A 13,500-nucleotide genomic window follows, 5' to 3' on the forward strand; every position below is an offset into this window, starting at 1 on the left:
TCCTGAAGGAAGATCCGATGATTGTAGCCGGGCTCGCCTGCCCGGGGAGCGCTTTTCCACGGACAGGCTGCGACGGTCAGAAGTGGTAGTTGAGGCCGACCGTGATGGTCTTGAAGCGGATGTCGGTATCCGGGCGATCGCCCTTGCTCCAGTCCTTGGACAGCTTGTTGGCCAGCACTTCAAGATTGGTGGTCAGCACTGGCGACCAGGCCCACTCGACGCCGGCGCCGGCCGACCAGCCGTATTTCACGCGCTTGTCGCCAGCGTCGTCGATGCGGCCGACCGCCACGCCGCCGGTACCGTACAAAAACAGCCGCTCGTCCAGCATCAGCGAACCGCCGCGCAGCCGGCCGGTGGCCAACAGCGGTATCTTGACCTGCGGCGACAAGGCGCCGTCACTGCCGGCTTTGATGCGGGTGCCGGAGAAGTCATTCTGGAAGCCGACCACGAACGTCGGGCTGAGGCGATAGTTGTAGCCGATCTGCACGCCGCCAAGCGCGCCGCTGCCGTCGCCCTTGAAGGAGCCGAGGCGGCTGTTGAGCGAGTCGCTGTCGGTGCTGGCGTGACCGCCGCTGACGCCGCCATAGAAGCCGCTCCAGGCGGATTGCGCGCTGGCGCCGCCGCAGGCGCACAGGATGCTGATGCCCAGCAGGGCTTTGGTGGTGAAGGTCATGTCTGGCTTGCTCCGGATAAGGTGATTGAGGTGGTTCATTGCAGTTCGGCCAGCAGCTCGTGGGCGCCTTTGTCCAGGCCGGTACGCGCCGCGCCGAGGCTGCCGAAGGTGGCGCCGACGTTCATGGCGTTCGGGTACTGCCGCGCCTGATAAGCCTTCAGCAGGCGGTTGCTCATGGCGTCATACACCTCGACCGAGTAGCTGACCGAGCCCATGAAGATGCCTTCCTTGCCGCGCAGCGCCTGCACGGCGTTGTAGGGCAGGCCGACCAGGTCGAAGCGGGTGACGGTGGAGACCACGGCGGTATTGCCTTTGGCGCCGGTCAGCGTCAGCCGCAGGCGCAAGGCGCCCGGTTGGGAGGTGTCGGTGAGCCGGAAGCGGCTGCGCAGTGTCTGGCGGAATTCATGGTCCATGGCGGACGCCAGTTCGCGCTGGTCGCTGGCCGACAGGTCGCCGAACTGGTGGTCGGCGCCGGCGTAGATGGCGACCGGTTCAATGATGATGGCGGAGTAATCGCGCCAGTGCGCCGGTTCGTCATAGGCGAACGGCATGGTGTCCGAGCTGGTCGGTTGCAGCCGGGCCGTGATCGGCAGGTCGTTATAGCGGTCCGGCGGCCGGCTGGCGCAGGCGGTCAGCGCGCTGCATGCCAGCAGGGCAAGGAGTAGGGGACGGGTAGCCAAGATAATCCTCTCAGGATAAAAGTTGAACAAAGGCGCCGACCGGTGCTGGCGAAAATTCGCTAATGACCGATCGATCACTTTTATCGTAACACACTAACGATCGATCGGTCATTAGTGTGTTTGCTTGGCGGTGGTATCATTTCCGCAGTCCCACATGGAAGGAACACATGGCTGTAGCAAAAACTGCTGGCGCGGCGCCGGCCAAAAAGCGCGTGCGCTTGACCACGGAAGTGCGGCGGCAGCAGATCCTGGAAGCCGCGCTGATCGAATTCACCGCGCTCGGCTTCAATGCCGCCAGTATTTCCAAGATCGCCAGTCGGGCTGGCACCTCCAAGGCCAATCTGTACGTGCACTTTGAAAACAAGGACGAGATTTTCGAGACCTTGCTGAAAGATGTGCTGCAGCCGGCGCTGGGCGCCTGGCAGCTGCCGCCGGTGGGGCATAGCGTCGAGAGCGCGCTGGATACTTTCATCGACCAGCGCTATGACGAGATGACGCCGCAAATGGTGTCGCTGATGAAATTGCTGATTGCCGAAGGCCACCGGGTGCCGGCGCTGATCCGGCGCTGGCAGGACGAAACCGTGCTGCCGGCCCACCGCCAGCAACAGGCGGTGATCGATGGCTATGTCGCCAGCGGCGTGCTGGAGCCGAGTCCGCTGACCGATAATTTCAGCTTCATCATGGCGCCGGTGCTGTACGCGGCGATCTGCCGCATCATCTTCACGCCCGACGTCGCCGAGGCGGAATGCCAGAAAACCAAGGAAACCCACCGGCAACTGATCCAGCTCTTGCTCAAGCCAAGGGCTGGTGTTTTGCCGTAAAAGCTGGTATAGTCGCCGGCTTACCTCTTCCCACACCTGTCTTGACGCCAGGGTGGGCTCATTTTCAAGTCCTTAAGGGAGTTATACATGCGTCACTACGAAATCGTATTTATCGTCCACCCGGACCAGAGCGAGCAAGTGCCCGCCATGATCGAACGTTACAAAGCAACCGTAACGACTCGCGGCGGCTCCGTGCACCGCGTTGAAGACTGGGGCCGCCGCCAAATGGCTTACCCAATCCAGAAACTGGCCAAAGCGCACTACATCTGCCTGAACATCGAAGCAGACAACGAAACCCTGGTTGAGCTGGAAACCGCATTCAAATTCAATGATGCCGTTCTGCGTCACCTGACCGTCAAGCTGAAGAAAGCCGAAACCGCTCCTTCGCCAATGATGAAGTCGGTACAACGCGAAGATGCAGCGAAATCGCATCGCACCGAAGCGCCAGCCGCTGCTGCTCCAGCCGCTGCTTAACTGGTCTGAGAAGGAACCGCGCTGAACCAGCTCCAGTTCATCGCCCTCATCGCCGAACGGGATGCAATTCGTTACACCCCGGCCGGTATGCCGATCGTGAATGCTGTACTCCAGCACCGGTCGCAGCAGATGGAGGCGGGCATCGCCCGATTGAGCGAGTTTGAAGTGTCCGCGATTGCCGCGGGCGAGATTTCAAGCCGCTTCAGTCAGACGCCGCTGGCAGGGCTGTATCAGTTCACCGGTTTTCTCAACAAGAAAAGCCGCAATAGCAAAAGCCTGGTGTTTCACATCATTGATTTTAGTGCTGTCCAAGACAGCGCAATTTAAATACAGGAGCCTAAAATGGCATTCGGTAAAAAGTTCGACAAAAACAAGCTCAAGCTGAAAGAAAAGCGCAAGCAACAAAACCCACTGTTCAAGCGCAAGAAGTTCTGCCGCTTCACCGCCGCTGGCGTTGAGCAAGTAGACTACAAAGACGTAGACACCCTGAAAGACTTCGTCCAGGAAAACGGCAAAATCATGCCAGCACGTCTGACCGGTACCAAGGCGCACTATCAGCGTCAAGTTGACACCGCCATCAAGCGCGCTCGCTATCTGGCCCTGCTGCCGTACACCGATCTGCACAACGCTTAATCGCGGCAGAGTAACTGGAGAAGAACTATGCAAATCATTCTGTTGGAAAAAGTTGTCAATCTGGGCAACCTGGGTGAAGTCGTTAAAGTTAAAGACGGCTACGCACGTAACTTCCTGATCCCGCAAAAAATGGCCCGTCGTGCAACCACGTCGGCTATCGCGGAATTCGAAGCCAAACGCGCTGAACTGGAAAAAGCTGCTGCCGCTAAACTGGCTGCTGCTCAAGCCCAAGGCGAGAAACTGAACGGCATGACCGTGACCGTTTCGCAAAAAGCTGGTGTTGACGGCCGTCTGTTCGGTTCGGTCACCAACTTCGACATCGCTGAAGCGCTGACCAAAGCTGGCTTCGCAGTGGAAAAAGCTGCTGTGCGCCTGCCAACCGGTCCGCTGAAGACCGTCGGCGAGTTCCCAGTCACCGTTTCGCTGCACACCGATGTGCTGGCGGAAGTGACCGTTGCCGTAGTCGGCGAAGCTGCCTAAGACTGGACCGGGCGGCAACGCCTGTCTGGTTTGCAACACCCTTAAAAAAGCCGGGCTTTGCCCCGGCTTTTTTCTCGTCATAATTTTGTAGTACGGCACAAGCAGGTATAATTCGCGCCATGAACGCCCCCTCCGATCCGCAAGTCGATTCGCTCCGCGTCCCGCCGCACTCCATCGAAGCAGAACAGTCCGTCATCGGCGGCCTGCTGCGCGATAACGCGTCCTTCGACCGTATCGCCGACATGATGCATCCGGAAGACTTCTACCGCTACGACCACCGCATCATCTTCGAGCAGATCGTCAAGATGATCAACGGCTCGCGGCCGGCCGACGTCATCACTGTGTTCGAGACCCTGACGCAATTGGGCAAAGCCGACGATGTGGGCGGTCTGACCTATCTGAACGCGATGGCGCAGAACACGCCGTCCGCCGCCAATATCCGCCGCTACGCCGAGATCGTGCGCGACCGCTCGGTGCTGCGCCAGCTGATCACCGTGGCCGATGATATCTCCGGCCAGGCCTTCAGCCCGCAGGGCAAGGAAACCAAGGAAATCCTCGACGAGGCCGAGTCGCGCATCTTCGCGATTGCCGAGCAGGGCGCCCGCGGTTCTGCCGGCTGGCTGGCGGTGCAACCGCTGCTGACCCAGGTGGTCGAGCGCATCGACGAGCTGTACTCGCGCGAGAACCAGTCTGAAATTACCGGCGTGCCGACCGGCTTCATCGACCTCGACCGCATGACCTCGGGTCTGCAGGGCGGCGACCTGGTGATTGTGGCCGGTCGTCCGTCGATGGGTAAAACCGCATTTTCGGTCAACATCGGTGAAAACGTCGCCATCGAAGCCGGTTTGCCGGTGGCGATTTTCTCGATGGAGATGGGCGGCACCCAGCTGGCGATGCGTATGCTGGGTTCGGTCGGCCAGCTCGACCAACACCGCCTGCGCACCGGCCGCCTGAACGACGAGGATTGGCCGCGCCTGACGCACGCCATCCAGAAGATGAATGACGCCCAGGTCTTCATCGATGAAACCCCGGCGCTGAATCCGATCGAGATGCGCGCCCGCGCGCGCCGCCTGGCGCGCCAGTGCGGCAAGCTCGGCCTGATCATCGTCGACTACCTGCAACTGATGCAGGGTTCCAAGCCGGGCGACAACCGCGCCTCCGAGATTTCGGAAATCTCGCGTTCGCTGAAAGGCCTGGCCAAGGAGCTGGGCTGCCCGGTGATCGCGCTGTCGCAGCTGAACCGCTCGCTGGAGCAACGCCCCAACAAACGGCCCGTCATGTCCGACTTGCGCGAATCCGGCGCTATCGAGCAGGATGCGGACGTCATCATCTTCCTGTATCGCGACGAGGTCTACAATCCCGACTCGCCCGATAAGGGAACGGCCGAGATCATTATCGGTAAGCAGCGTAACGGCCCGATCGGCGCGGTACGTCTGACCTGGATCGGCCAGTACACCAAATTTGGCAATTACTCTGGTAGCTTGGGTGTGTACCAGGGTGACTAATCCTTAACGCCGGTACATCATCCAAGAGACCGGCGATCTGCAGTAGTAATAAAACGGAGAAAAATATGTTTGGACGTTTGATGCCCACCGAGGGCAAATTCTTTGACCTGTTTAATCAGCACGCCGAGCTGTGCGTCAAAGGCGCAAAAGAAATGGTGGGCCTGATGTCCAACTTCGATGACCTGGAAAACCGCGTGCACGCGATCGAGAGCATCGAGAAACAGGCCGACAAGATCACCTACCAGACCGTCGACCTGCTGCACAAAACCTTCATCACGCCGATCGACCGCGACGACATCCACAAGCTGATCACGCGCCAGGACGACATCCTCGACCTGCTGGAAGACGCGGCCCAGACCGTGTCGCTGTACGACCTGCATTCGGTGACGCCGGAAGCCAAGCGTCTGGCCGAACTGGTGCTGGCCTGCGCCGAGAAGGTCAAGGAAGCCGTGTCGCTGCTGCATAACATGGACAACTCGCGCCAGATCGTCGCCATTTGCGAAGAGATCGACCGCCTGGAGTCGGACGCCGACCACGTGATGCGCGCCGCCATGTCCAAGCTGTTCCGTGATGAGCCGGACGTGCGTAACCTGATCAAGATGAAGGCCATTTACGAAATCCTCGAAACGGTGACCGACCGCTGCGAAGATGTGGCCAACATCATCGAAGGCATCATCGTCGAAAACGCTTAAGAATAACAACATGCATACCATACAAATCAGTCTCTACGTGCTGATCCTGCTGATCGGGCTGGCGCTGATATTTGACTTCATGAACGGCTTCCACGACGCCGCCAACGCGATCGCCACAGTGGTCTCGACCGGCGTGCTGAAGCCGCAAACGGCGGTGGCCATGGCCGCGCTGTTCAACTTCGTGGCGATCTTCGTGGTCGGCCTGCACGTGGCCGGCACGGTGGGTAAGGGCACGATCGACCCCGGCATCGTCGACCAGTACGTCATCTTTGGCGCGCTGGTGGGCGCCATCGTCTGGAACCTGTTTACCTGGTACTACGGCATTCCATCGTCGTCGTCGCATGCGCTGATCGGCGGCCTGGTGGGCGCTGCAGTGGCCAAGTCCGGCACCAGCGCGCTGGTTGGCGGCGGCCTGTGGAAGACCGTGCAGTGGATCATCCTGTCGCCGCTGATGGGCTTTGTGTTCGGCTCAATCATCATGCTGATCGTCTCGTGGATCTTCGTGCGCTCGACGCCGCGCCGGGTCGACAAATGGTTCCGCCGCCTGCAACTGATTTCGGCTGCTTCGTACAGCCTGGGCCACGGCGGCAATGACGCGCAGAAAACCATCGGCATCATCTGGATGCTGCTGATCGCGGTCGGCCAGGTGCCGGCCGGTGGCGAAACGCCGCCGCTGTGGGTGATCGTTTCGTGCTACGGCGCGATCTCGTTCGGCACGCTGTTTGGCGGCTGGCGCATCGTCAAGACCATGGGCCAGAAGATCACCAAGCTGAAGCCGGTCGGCGGCTTCTGCGCCGAGAGTGGCGGCGCCATCACCTTGCTGATCGCCTCGCACTTCGGCGTGCCGGTGTCGACCACGCACACGATTACCGGCGCGATCGTCGGTGTCGGCTCGGCGCAGAAGATGTCGGCGGTGCGCTGGGGCGTAGCGGGCAACATCGTATGGGCCTGGATCTTCACCATCCCCGCCTCGGCCTTCGTGGCCGCGCTGGCCTGGTGGGTCGGACACCACATCATGTAACACCAAGGGAGCTGCGGCTCCCTTTTTTGTTCCTGCCGATACGGAAAAAAGATAGTTTAGGTATAGTGGCTGCTGGTCGTATTCTAGTGAACAAGAGAATGTTTATCGATTTTGCAAACCTGAAGCGGATGGCGGAACAATCCGCCGCTGTGACGCAGTCCTGCAGCTGTAGCGATGCGCAGGCGCTGGCCTGGCGGCAGATACCGCTGACGCTGGAGCTGGATCAATTCGAAGAAGTAGGCACGCTGGTGGCAGATCCGTATGCCGAACCAGCGTTCAAGGAATACCATCCAGCCGGCACCCGCCTGCAAAGCGATGACGCTCCCATTGCGCCACGTTACTATCCGGCCAACCTAAGCCAGGTACTACGCTGCGTGAAATGCAGCCGCCTCTATCTGCGCTACACCGAAGGCGGCGGCTACTTCACCGAAGTACGCCTGCGCGCCTTGCGGCCGCAACTGCTGGTTGACGCCCCGCTGTAAAACGCTCCACCAGAAGTGCGGTGCCGGCCGCCGGCTATTGCACGAATGCCGTCGCAACCGTAGACTAAGCAATTCTCAACATTGGCAGCTTACAAATGGTCGATACTCATCCCGCCCATGATCTTGAATGGGACGCCGGCGATCTTTCCTGCGGCGACCTGGTGCTGGAGCTGCGCCGCCGCGTGCGCGCCGCTCCCGGTAAGGTGTTCAAGCTGATCGCGCGCGATCCCGGCGCCCCGGCCGACCTGCCGGCCTGGTGCGGCATGACCGGCCACCAGCTGCTCGCGCAAGACCTCGCCGCCCAGACCTACTGGATTCGCGCCAAGCCTTAACCCCCATGCTTTACTCACCAAGGAGATATCATGTCCGGCAAATTCCTGATCAACCTCACCAGCGGCCTCGATAACACCGACAAGGCCACGGTCGCGTTCGTGGTCGCCAACGCGGCGGTCGCCTCCGACAAGGAAGTGGTGGTGTTCCTGTCCACCGAAGCGGTGCGCCTGTCGCAGCTGGGCGTGTCCGACGCTGTGCACGAAGCCGGCTTCGCGCCGCTCAAGGAGTTGATGGACAACTTCGCCGCCGCCGGCGGCCGCATGTTCGTTTGCTCGCCGTGCTTCAAGAAGCGCGCGCTGGACGAGAACGCGCTGGTGCCGGGCGCGGCCGTAGTTGGCGGCGCCAAGCTGGTCGAATTCATGACCACCAGCGAATGCCCAAGCGTCAGCTTCTAACCCAAGGAACCGTGTAATGACCGCATCGAAACGTAGAACCCTGCTGACTGCCGGCGCCGCCGCTGCCGGTGTGCTGGCCTTGGGCGCCGCCGCCCCCGTGCTGGCGCAAACCAAACGCAAGCTGCGCTTCGGCGTCGGCCCGCTGCTGCCGACCGCCGAGGACACCAAGAAAGCCTATAACGCTTTCTTTGCCCACCTGGCCAAGGAACTCAACGCCGATTTCGAACTGCACGCCACCACCGACTGGGCCGGCATGGCCGTCGCCATGGGCTCGGGCCAGCTCGACCTGGCATGGATGGGCCCGTGGGGCTACATCATCGCCAACAACAGCACCGGCTGCACCGCGCTGGCCACCGTCAAGTACGACGAGAAGCCGGTCTACCACGCCATCATCATCGGCAAGCCGGACCTGAAGGTCAGCAAGTTCCCTGAAGACACCAAGGGCCTGACCATCTCGTTCGCCGACATCGGCTCCACCTCGGGCTGGCTGATCCCCAGCTGGTACGCCAAGGAAGTGTGGAAGATCGATCCGAAGAGCTACTGGAAATACAGCGAAGGCGCGACCCACGCCGCCAATGAAATGGCAGTGCAGGCAGGGCAGGCCGACATGGCCACCGACTTCGACCGCAACCGCAACGCCATGATCGAATCGGGCAAGGTCAAGCCGGACAGCAACAAGATCCTGTGGACCTCGGCGCCGCTGCCGAACGACGCCATCGCCGTGCCGAAGGGCACCTCGCCGGCGCTGGTGGCGCAGATCCAGAAGATCCTGACCGCGATCACGGTCGAACAGGCCAAGACGCTGCTGCCGAACCATTACACCGGTTTCGTTGCCGCCACCCACGCCGACTACGCGTCGATTGAAAAAGCCGGGCTGACGCTGGGCAAACTCAAGAAGGCATAAGCGTGAGCACGCCACCAAGCGCGCGTGTCGGCGTGACAGCGGTGCAGGCCGCGCTGGCGCGCCAGCTGGCCAGCCGTGCCAGTCCGGCCCGCCGGCTGCGGCGCGCCGCGCTGGTGGTGGTGCTGATCGTGTTGTACGGCCTGTGCTGGCAACTGGCGCAGGTCGATCTGATCAAGCTGGCGGACGGCCTGCCCAAGCTGGGCCACTGGCTGGCGCAGGCCTGGCCGCCGGACGTGGCCGAGCTGCCGCTGTTCGCGCAGCGCATGGGCGAGACCATGGCGATGGCGGCGCTGGGCACCACGGCCGCCGCGCTGCTGGCGCTGCCGATGGCGGTGCTGGCCAGCCGCAACATCACACCGTTCCCCAAACTGTACTATCCGGCGCGCTGGCTGCTGAACGCCCTGCGCGGCATCGATTCCTTTGTGTTCGCGCTGCTGTTCGTGGCGGCGGTCGGCCTGGGGCCGTTCGCCGGCGTGCTCGGCATCGCGCTGCACACCTGGGGCAGCGCCGCCAAACTGTTTGCCGACCATATCGAGAACGCCGGCACCGGTCCGCTGGACGCGGTGCGCAGCACCGGCGCCGGGCGCGGCACGGCCATCGTCTACGCTTTGCTGCCAGACCTGCTGCCGGTGCTGCTGTCGACCACCTTGTTCTGGTGGGAATTCAACGTGCGCGCCTCGACCGTGCTGGGCGTGGTCGGCGCCGGCGGCATCGGCCTGGAACTGAAGAACAGCATGGACCTGCTGGACTTCTCGCGCCTGTTCACCATCATTGCGCTGATCCTGGTGGTGGTGACGCTGCTCGACCAGCTGAGCGGCTGGCTGCGGAAACGCCTGGTATGAGCGCGCCGCTGTTCGAAGTGCGCGCCGCGCGCAAAACTTATGGCCAGCTGGTGGCGCTGGACGACGCCAGCTTCCGCGTCGCGCGCGGCCAGATGCTGGCGGTGCTGGGGCCCAGCGGCGCCGGCAAGAGCACGCTGTTCCGCTGTCTGGCCGGCCTGGCGCCGCTGGACGGCGGCGCGGCGCTGCTGCACGGCGGCGACGTCGCCCACCTGCGCGGCCGCCAGCGCCGCAAGATCGCCGTGGTGTTCCAGCAGTTCAACCTGGTCAACCGCCTGAGCGCGCTGGACAACGTGCTGGCCGGACGGCTCGGCCATGTGCCGGCCTGGCGCGGCTGGCTGCGCCGCTTCGGGGCGGAAGACATCCGCCTGGCGCTGGAATGCCTGGACCGCGTCGGGCTGCTGGCGCATGCTGACCAGCGCGCCGATGCGCTGTCCGGCGGCCAGCAGCAGCGCGTGGCGATCGCGCGCGCGCTGGCGCAGCAGCCGGACCTGATCATCGCCGACGAACCGGTGGCCAGTCTCGATCCGCACACCGGCGCCGGCGTCATGGCCTTGCTGTCGTCGATCTGCCACGACGGTGAGGGTGGCATCGCCGTCATCTGCAGCCTGCACCAGCCCGAACTGGCGCGGCGCTACGCCGATCGCGTGGTCGGCCTGCGCCAGGGCCGCATCGTGCTTGACGTGGCGGCCGCCGACTGCGCCGATGCTACGCTGGAACAACTGTACGGCGCGGCGCCGCTGGCGCCCGCCGCGTGAATCACCGGAGAAATACCATGACCGCTTCTTTCCCCCACCCGCAGCAGCCTGACGTCAGTTTCGACGGCGGCGACCTGGATTGCGGCAACGGCCTGCTGTTGCTGATCCGCCGCCATATCGACCCGCTCGAACGCGGCGGCCTGCTGGAAATCCGTTCCACCGAAATCTCGGTCGATGAAGACCTGCCGGCCTGGTGCCGCATGACCGGCAACGAGCTGGTGTCCTTCCTCAAGGATGGCAAGCAGCGCAGCTTCCTGGTCTGCAAGGGCCAACTGGCGGAACGGCGCGCGGCGCCGGCGCAACCGCCGCAACAGCGCGGCGGCATCGAGCTGGTCGCGGTCAAGCCGCTGACGGTGTACCCGGCGCCGGCCACCGCGCCGGCGATCCGTCCGCTGTCGGTGATGGGCATCGGCAGCTGGCCGCGCCCGCGCTGGATGCTGCAGGCGGTGCACGAACACATGGAAGGCCGGCTCGATGACGCCGCCTTCCACGCCACCGCCGACGACGCCGTCAGCCTGGCCATCAACGCCCAGCTGCGCGCCGGCGCCGATGTGGTCAGCGACGGCGAACAACGGCGCGACAGCTATTCCAGCTTCGTTGCCTCGCGGCTCGACAACTGCCAGCTGATTCCGCTGACCGACCTGCTGCCGCTGGTGGACGATCCCGAGGAATTCGAACGCGAGCTGCGCGCGCTGGACGTGCCGGCCGGCGACGTGCGCCATCCCGCCGTGTTCGGTCCGTTGGGCCGCAGCCGCGGCATCGCCGTGCACGAAGTCGACTACGCGCGGGCGCTGACCACGGCGCCGGTCAAGGTGGCGCTGCCAGGACCGTACCTGCTGACGCGCACCATGTGGATGGAATGCATCTCCGATCGCGCCTACGAGAACCGCGAAGACCTGGCGCGCGACATCGTGCGCGTGCTGCGCGAGGAAATCGCCTGCCTGCTGGCGTCCGGCGCGGCGCTGGTCCAGCTGGACGAGCCGGTGCTGTCGGAAGTGGTGTTCAGCGGCCCGGCCAACCAGCGCAGCTTCATGTGCGGCGCGCTGGGCGCCAAGGGCGACACGCCGACCGAACTGGCGTTCGCGCGCGATCTGGTCAACGCCGTCACGCAGGACTTCCCGCGCGAGCGCATCGCCCTGCATATGTGCCGCGGCAACTGGACCGCCGACGAAAGCAAGGCGCTGTCGGGCAATTACCAGCCGCTGGTCGACACGCTGGGGCAGATGCGGGTCGGCACGCTGTTCCTTGAACTGGCCACGCCGCGCGCCGGCGAGATGGAAATCCTGCGCTCGCTGCCGGACGACATTCGCATCGGCATCGGCGCCTGCAACCAGAAGCACGCGCACGTGGAAAGCGTGGGCCACGTGGTGGCGCACGCCGAGCATGCCATCCAGCTGTTCGGCGCGCAGCGCGTGCTGCTGACGCCCGACTGCGGCTTTGCCACCTTCGCCGACAATCCGCTCAATTCCAGCGCCACGGCGGAAGCCAAGCTGGCGGTGCTGGCGCAGGCGGCGCGCATTCTGCGGGAACGTCATGGCGTCTGAGCACGCGGGCAAGCTGGTGATCCTGCTGGAGCGCGCCGTCACGCCGGAGGCGGTGCAATCGGCGCTGCGCTACGCCAGCACGGCGGCCGCCATGGACCTGGCGGTGGAAGTGCATGCGGTTGGCGCAGCCGTGAAACTGCTGCGGCGCGGCGCCGAGGCCGACTACGGCGCCTGGCAGGCCACGCTGGCGCAGGCGCTGGAGCTGGGCGTGCTGCTGTTTGCCTGCCCGCAGGCGCTGGCGGCGCAAGACATGGTGGCGGACGACCTGATCGACGGCGTCGCGGGGATACGCGGTGCAGCCTCGCTGCTGGCGGCCGGCATGGCGCCGGGCGGCCGCTTCATGGTGTTCTGACTGCCGGCAGCGTCCAGTTAGGCTATGATGCCGGGTTTTCCGCTTTCCTGGCCGCCTTCATGTTCGTTCCGCGTAACAAACGCTATTCCCGCCGCCACGCCACCACAGAGGCGTGGCTGAATGCTGCCTTGCTCGGCGGCCGTGTGGCGGCGTGGAGTTATCGGCTGGGACTGCACGGCCGGCTCGGCGTCACGCGCCACACGGTAACGCTGCCGCCCGAGCGGCGCTTGCCGGAGCCGTTGAAGATCGCTTTCGCGTCCGACTTCCACGCCGGCCCGCCGACCCATCCCGCCATCTTCGACGATCTGTTCGCGCAGATCGCCGTCGAGCAGCCGCATGTGCTGCTGCTGGGCGGCGATTACGTCTCCGGTCCGGCGCGCTTTGCCGAGGCGCTGATGCCACGCCTGGCGGCCTGCCATCCGCCGTGCGGCAAATTCGCCGTGTTCGGCAACCACGACCTGTCCACCGACGACATGCAGCTGACGCAGATGTTCAGCCAGGTCGGCGTGCATACGCTGGTCAACCGCGCGCTGACGCTGCCGGCGCCGTTCGACAGCGTCTCGATCTGCGGCATGGACGATCCGTGGACCGGCGCGCCCGACGCCGCCGCTACCTTCGCCGGCGCCGGCGCCACCCGCGTGCTGCTGATGCACGCGCCCGACGGCCTGCTGATGCTGGATGGCCAGCACTACGATGTCGGCTTCGCCGGGCACACGCACGGCGGCCAGATCGCCTTACCCAACGGCACGCCGTTGCTGATGCCGCAAGGTCCGCTGTCGCGGCCGTTTTATTACGGCCGCTTCCCGGTGCCCGCTAACGGCGACCTGATCGTCAGCCGCGGCGTCGGCTGCGGCAATATTCCGGTCCGCATCAACGCCGATCCGGAACTGGTGATCTGCACTGTGCAATAATCT

Annotated in this window: 19 protein-coding genes; 17 read left to right on the top strand and 2 right to left on the bottom strand. The window is 63.9% G+C overall.

Annotation, left to right across the window (positions count from 1 at the left end; translation table 11 throughout):
- Nucleotides 1-76: 76 nt before the first annotated feature.
- A complete protein-coding gene (locus tag GTP69_RS03020) occupies nucleotides 77-673 on the bottom strand; it encodes an outer membrane protein (RefSeq protein ID WP_161053511.1) in 597 nt (198 codons plus the stop codon).
- Nucleotides 674-708: 35 nt separating this feature from the next.
- Nucleotides 709-1,353 carry a DUF3313 domain-containing protein gene (locus GTP69_RS03025; RefSeq protein WP_202424282.1) on the bottom strand — a complete coding sequence of 215 codons (645 nt, stop codon included), beginning with the start codon at nucleotides 1,351-1,353 and terminating at the stop codon, nucleotides 709-711.
- Nucleotides 1,354-1,520: 167 nt separating this feature from the next.
- On the opposite strand from GTP69_RS03025, the gene GTP69_RS03030 reads away from it, so the two are divergent.
- The 17 genes from GTP69_RS03030 (at nucleotide 1,521) to GTP69_RS03110 (ending at nucleotide 13,497) form a co-directional block, all read left to right on the top strand.
- Nucleotides 1,521-2,174 (top strand): TetR/AcrR family transcriptional regulator, encoded by a 654-nt coding sequence (locus GTP69_RS03030; RefSeq protein ID WP_161053512.1) that lies wholly within the window; start codon nucleotides 1,521-1,523, stop codon nucleotides 2,172-2,174.
- Between the two features lie 87 nt (nucleotides 2,175-2,261).
- Nucleotides 2,262-2,648 (top strand): 30S ribosomal protein S6, encoded by a 387-nt coding sequence (gene rpsF / locus GTP69_RS03035; RefSeq protein ID WP_110844529.1) that lies wholly within the window; start codon nucleotides 2,262-2,264, stop codon nucleotides 2,646-2,648.
- Nucleotides 2,649-2,669: 21 nt separating this feature from the next.
- Nucleotides 2,670-2,975, top strand: a complete 306-nt coding sequence (gene priB, locus GTP69_RS03040; RefSeq protein WP_161053856.1) for a primosomal replication protein N — start codon at nucleotides 2,670-2,672, stop codon at nucleotides 2,973-2,975.
- A 15-nt stretch (nucleotides 2,976-2,990) separates the two neighbouring features.
- Nucleotides 2,991-3,281 (top strand): 30S ribosomal protein S18, encoded by a 291-nt coding sequence (gene rpsR / locus GTP69_RS03045; RefSeq protein ID WP_090176193.1) that lies wholly within the window; start codon nucleotides 2,991-2,993, stop codon nucleotides 3,279-3,281.
- Between the two features lie 27 nt (nucleotides 3,282-3,308).
- A complete protein-coding gene (gene rplI / locus GTP69_RS03050; RefSeq protein WP_161053513.1) occupies nucleotides 3,309-3,761 on the top strand; it encodes a 50S ribosomal protein L9 in 453 nt (150 codons plus the stop codon).
- A gap of 119 nt (nucleotides 3,762-3,880) precedes the next feature.
- Nucleotides 3,881-5,266 carry a replicative DNA helicase gene (locus tag GTP69_RS03055; protein ID WP_161043982.1) on the top strand — a complete coding sequence of 462 codons (1,386 nt, stop codon included), beginning with the start codon at nucleotides 3,881-3,883 and terminating at the stop codon, nucleotides 5,264-5,266.
- A 65-nt stretch (nucleotides 5,267-5,331) separates the two neighbouring features.
- Nucleotides 5,332-5,958: a DUF47 domain-containing protein gene (locus tag GTP69_RS03060; protein ID WP_110844525.1), complete on the top strand. Its 627-nt coding sequence runs from the start codon at nucleotides 5,332-5,334 to the stop codon at nucleotides 5,956-5,958.
- Between the two features lie 10 nt (nucleotides 5,959-5,968).
- Nucleotides 5,969-6,979, top strand: a complete 1,011-nt coding sequence (locus GTP69_RS03065; protein WP_110844524.1) for an inorganic phosphate transporter — start codon at nucleotides 5,969-5,971, stop codon at nucleotides 6,977-6,979.
- Between the two features lie 128 nt (nucleotides 6,980-7,107).
- The gene (locus GTP69_RS03070; protein ID WP_229260797.1) at nucleotides 7,108-7,461 is read left to right on the top strand and encodes a hypothetical protein; all 354 of its coding nucleotides are present in this window, start codon (nucleotides 7,108-7,110) and stop codon (nucleotides 7,459-7,461) included.
- A gap of 95 nt (nucleotides 7,462-7,556) precedes the next feature.
- Entirely contained in the window at nucleotides 7,557-7,793 is a 237-nt protein-coding gene (locus GTP69_RS03075; RefSeq protein ID WP_161053515.1) for a sulfurtransferase TusA family protein, read from the top strand.
- A 30-nt stretch (nucleotides 7,794-7,823) separates the two neighbouring features.
- The gene (locus GTP69_RS03080; protein WP_161053516.1) at nucleotides 7,824-8,189 is read left to right on the top strand and encodes a DsrE family protein; all 366 of its coding nucleotides are present in this window, start codon (nucleotides 7,824-7,826) and stop codon (nucleotides 8,187-8,189) included.
- Nucleotides 8,190-8,205: 16 nt separating this feature from the next.
- Nucleotides 8,206-9,093 (top strand): phosphate/phosphite/phosphonate ABC transporter substrate-binding protein, encoded by an 888-nt coding sequence (locus GTP69_RS03085; RefSeq protein WP_161053517.1) that lies wholly within the window; start codon nucleotides 8,206-8,208, stop codon nucleotides 9,091-9,093.
- A gap of 2 nt (nucleotides 9,094-9,095) precedes the next feature.
- Nucleotides 9,096-9,935 carry a phosphonate ABC transporter, permease protein PhnE gene (gene phnE / locus GTP69_RS03090; protein ID WP_371867782.1) on the top strand — a complete coding sequence of 280 codons (840 nt, stop codon included), beginning with the start codon at nucleotides 9,096-9,098 and terminating at the stop codon, nucleotides 9,933-9,935.
- A complete protein-coding gene (gene phnC, locus GTP69_RS03095) occupies nucleotides 9,932-10,690 on the top strand; it encodes a phosphonate ABC transporter ATP-binding protein (protein ID WP_161053518.1) in 759 nt (252 codons plus the stop codon). Before phnE ends, phnC begins: the two co-directional genes overlap by 4 nt.
- A 17-nt stretch (nucleotides 10,691-10,707) precedes the next feature.
- Nucleotides 10,708-12,234: a 5-methyltetrahydropteroyltriglutamate--homocysteine methyltransferase gene (locus GTP69_RS03100; protein ID WP_161053519.1), complete on the top strand. Its 1,527-nt coding sequence runs from the start codon at nucleotides 10,708-10,710 to the stop codon at nucleotides 12,232-12,234.
- A complete protein-coding gene (locus GTP69_RS03105) occupies nucleotides 12,224-12,586 on the top strand; it encodes a DsrE family protein (protein WP_161053520.1) in 363 nt (120 codons plus the stop codon). The genes GTP69_RS03100 and GTP69_RS03105 overlap by 11 nt, the downstream gene beginning before the upstream one ends.
- Before the next feature lie 59 nt (nucleotides 12,587-12,645).
- On the top strand, nucleotides 12,646-13,497 hold the full coding sequence (locus GTP69_RS03110; protein WP_161053521.1) for a metallophosphoesterase: 852 nt from the start codon (nucleotides 12,646-12,648) through the stop codon (nucleotides 13,495-13,497).
- Nucleotides 13,498-13,500 lie beyond the last annotated feature (3 nt).

The organism is Duganella levis (assembly GCF_009857605.1).
In the GTDB taxonomy this organism is placed as follows: domain Bacteria; phylum Pseudomonadota; class Gammaproteobacteria; order Burkholderiales; family Burkholderiaceae_D; genus Rugamonas; species Rugamonas levis.

Coding starts and splice junctions, on each gene's coding strand:
- GTP69_RS03020 (WP_161053511.1), bottom strand. CDS start 673: ATGACCTTCACCACCAAAGCCCTGCTGGGCATCAGCATCCTGTGCGCC.
- GTP69_RS03030 (WP_161053512.1), top strand. CDS start 1,521: ATGGCTGTAGCAAAAACTGCTGGCGCGGCGCCGGCCAAAAAGCGCGTG.
- rpsF (WP_110844529.1), top strand. CDS start 2,262: ATGCGTCACTACGAAATCGTATTTATCGTCCACCCGGACCAGAGCGAG.
- rpsR (WP_090176193.1), top strand. CDS start 2,991: ATGGCATTCGGTAAAAAGTTCGACAAAAACAAGCTCAAGCTGAAAGAA.
- rplI (WP_161053513.1), top strand. CDS start 3,309: ATGCAAATCATTCTGTTGGAAAAAGTTGTCAATCTGGGCAACCTGGGT.
- GTP69_RS03055 (WP_161043982.1), top strand. CDS start 3,881: ATGAACGCCCCCTCCGATCCGCAAGTCGATTCGCTCCGCGTCCCGCCG.
- GTP69_RS03060 (WP_110844525.1), top strand. CDS start 5,332: ATGTTTGGACGTTTGATGCCCACCGAGGGCAAATTCTTTGACCTGTTT.
- GTP69_RS03065 (WP_110844524.1), top strand. CDS start 5,969: ATGCATACCATACAAATCAGTCTCTACGTGCTGATCCTGCTGATCGGG.
- GTP69_RS03070 (WP_229260797.1), top strand. CDS start 7,108: ATGGCGGAACAATCCGCCGCTGTGACGCAGTCCTGCAGCTGTAGCGAT.
- GTP69_RS03075 (WP_161053515.1), top strand. CDS start 7,557: ATGGTCGATACTCATCCCGCCCATGATCTTGAATGGGACGCCGGCGAT.
- GTP69_RS03080 (WP_161053516.1), top strand. CDS start 7,824: ATGTCCGGCAAATTCCTGATCAACCTCACCAGCGGCCTCGATAACACC.
- GTP69_RS03085 (WP_161053517.1), top strand. CDS start 8,206: ATGACCGCATCGAAACGTAGAACCCTGCTGACTGCCGGCGCCGCCGCT.
- phnC (WP_161053518.1), top strand. CDS start 9,932: ATGAGCGCGCCGCTGTTCGAAGTGCGCGCCGCGCGCAAAACTTATGGC.
- GTP69_RS03100 (WP_161053519.1), top strand. CDS start 10,708: ATGACCGCTTCTTTCCCCCACCCGCAGCAGCCTGACGTCAGTTTCGAC.
- GTP69_RS03105 (WP_161053520.1), top strand. CDS start 12,224: ATGGCGTCTGAGCACGCGGGCAAGCTGGTGATCCTGCTGGAGCGCGCC.
- GTP69_RS03110 (WP_161053521.1), top strand. CDS start 12,646: ATGTTCGTTCCGCGTAACAAACGCTATTCCCGCCGCCACGCCACCACA.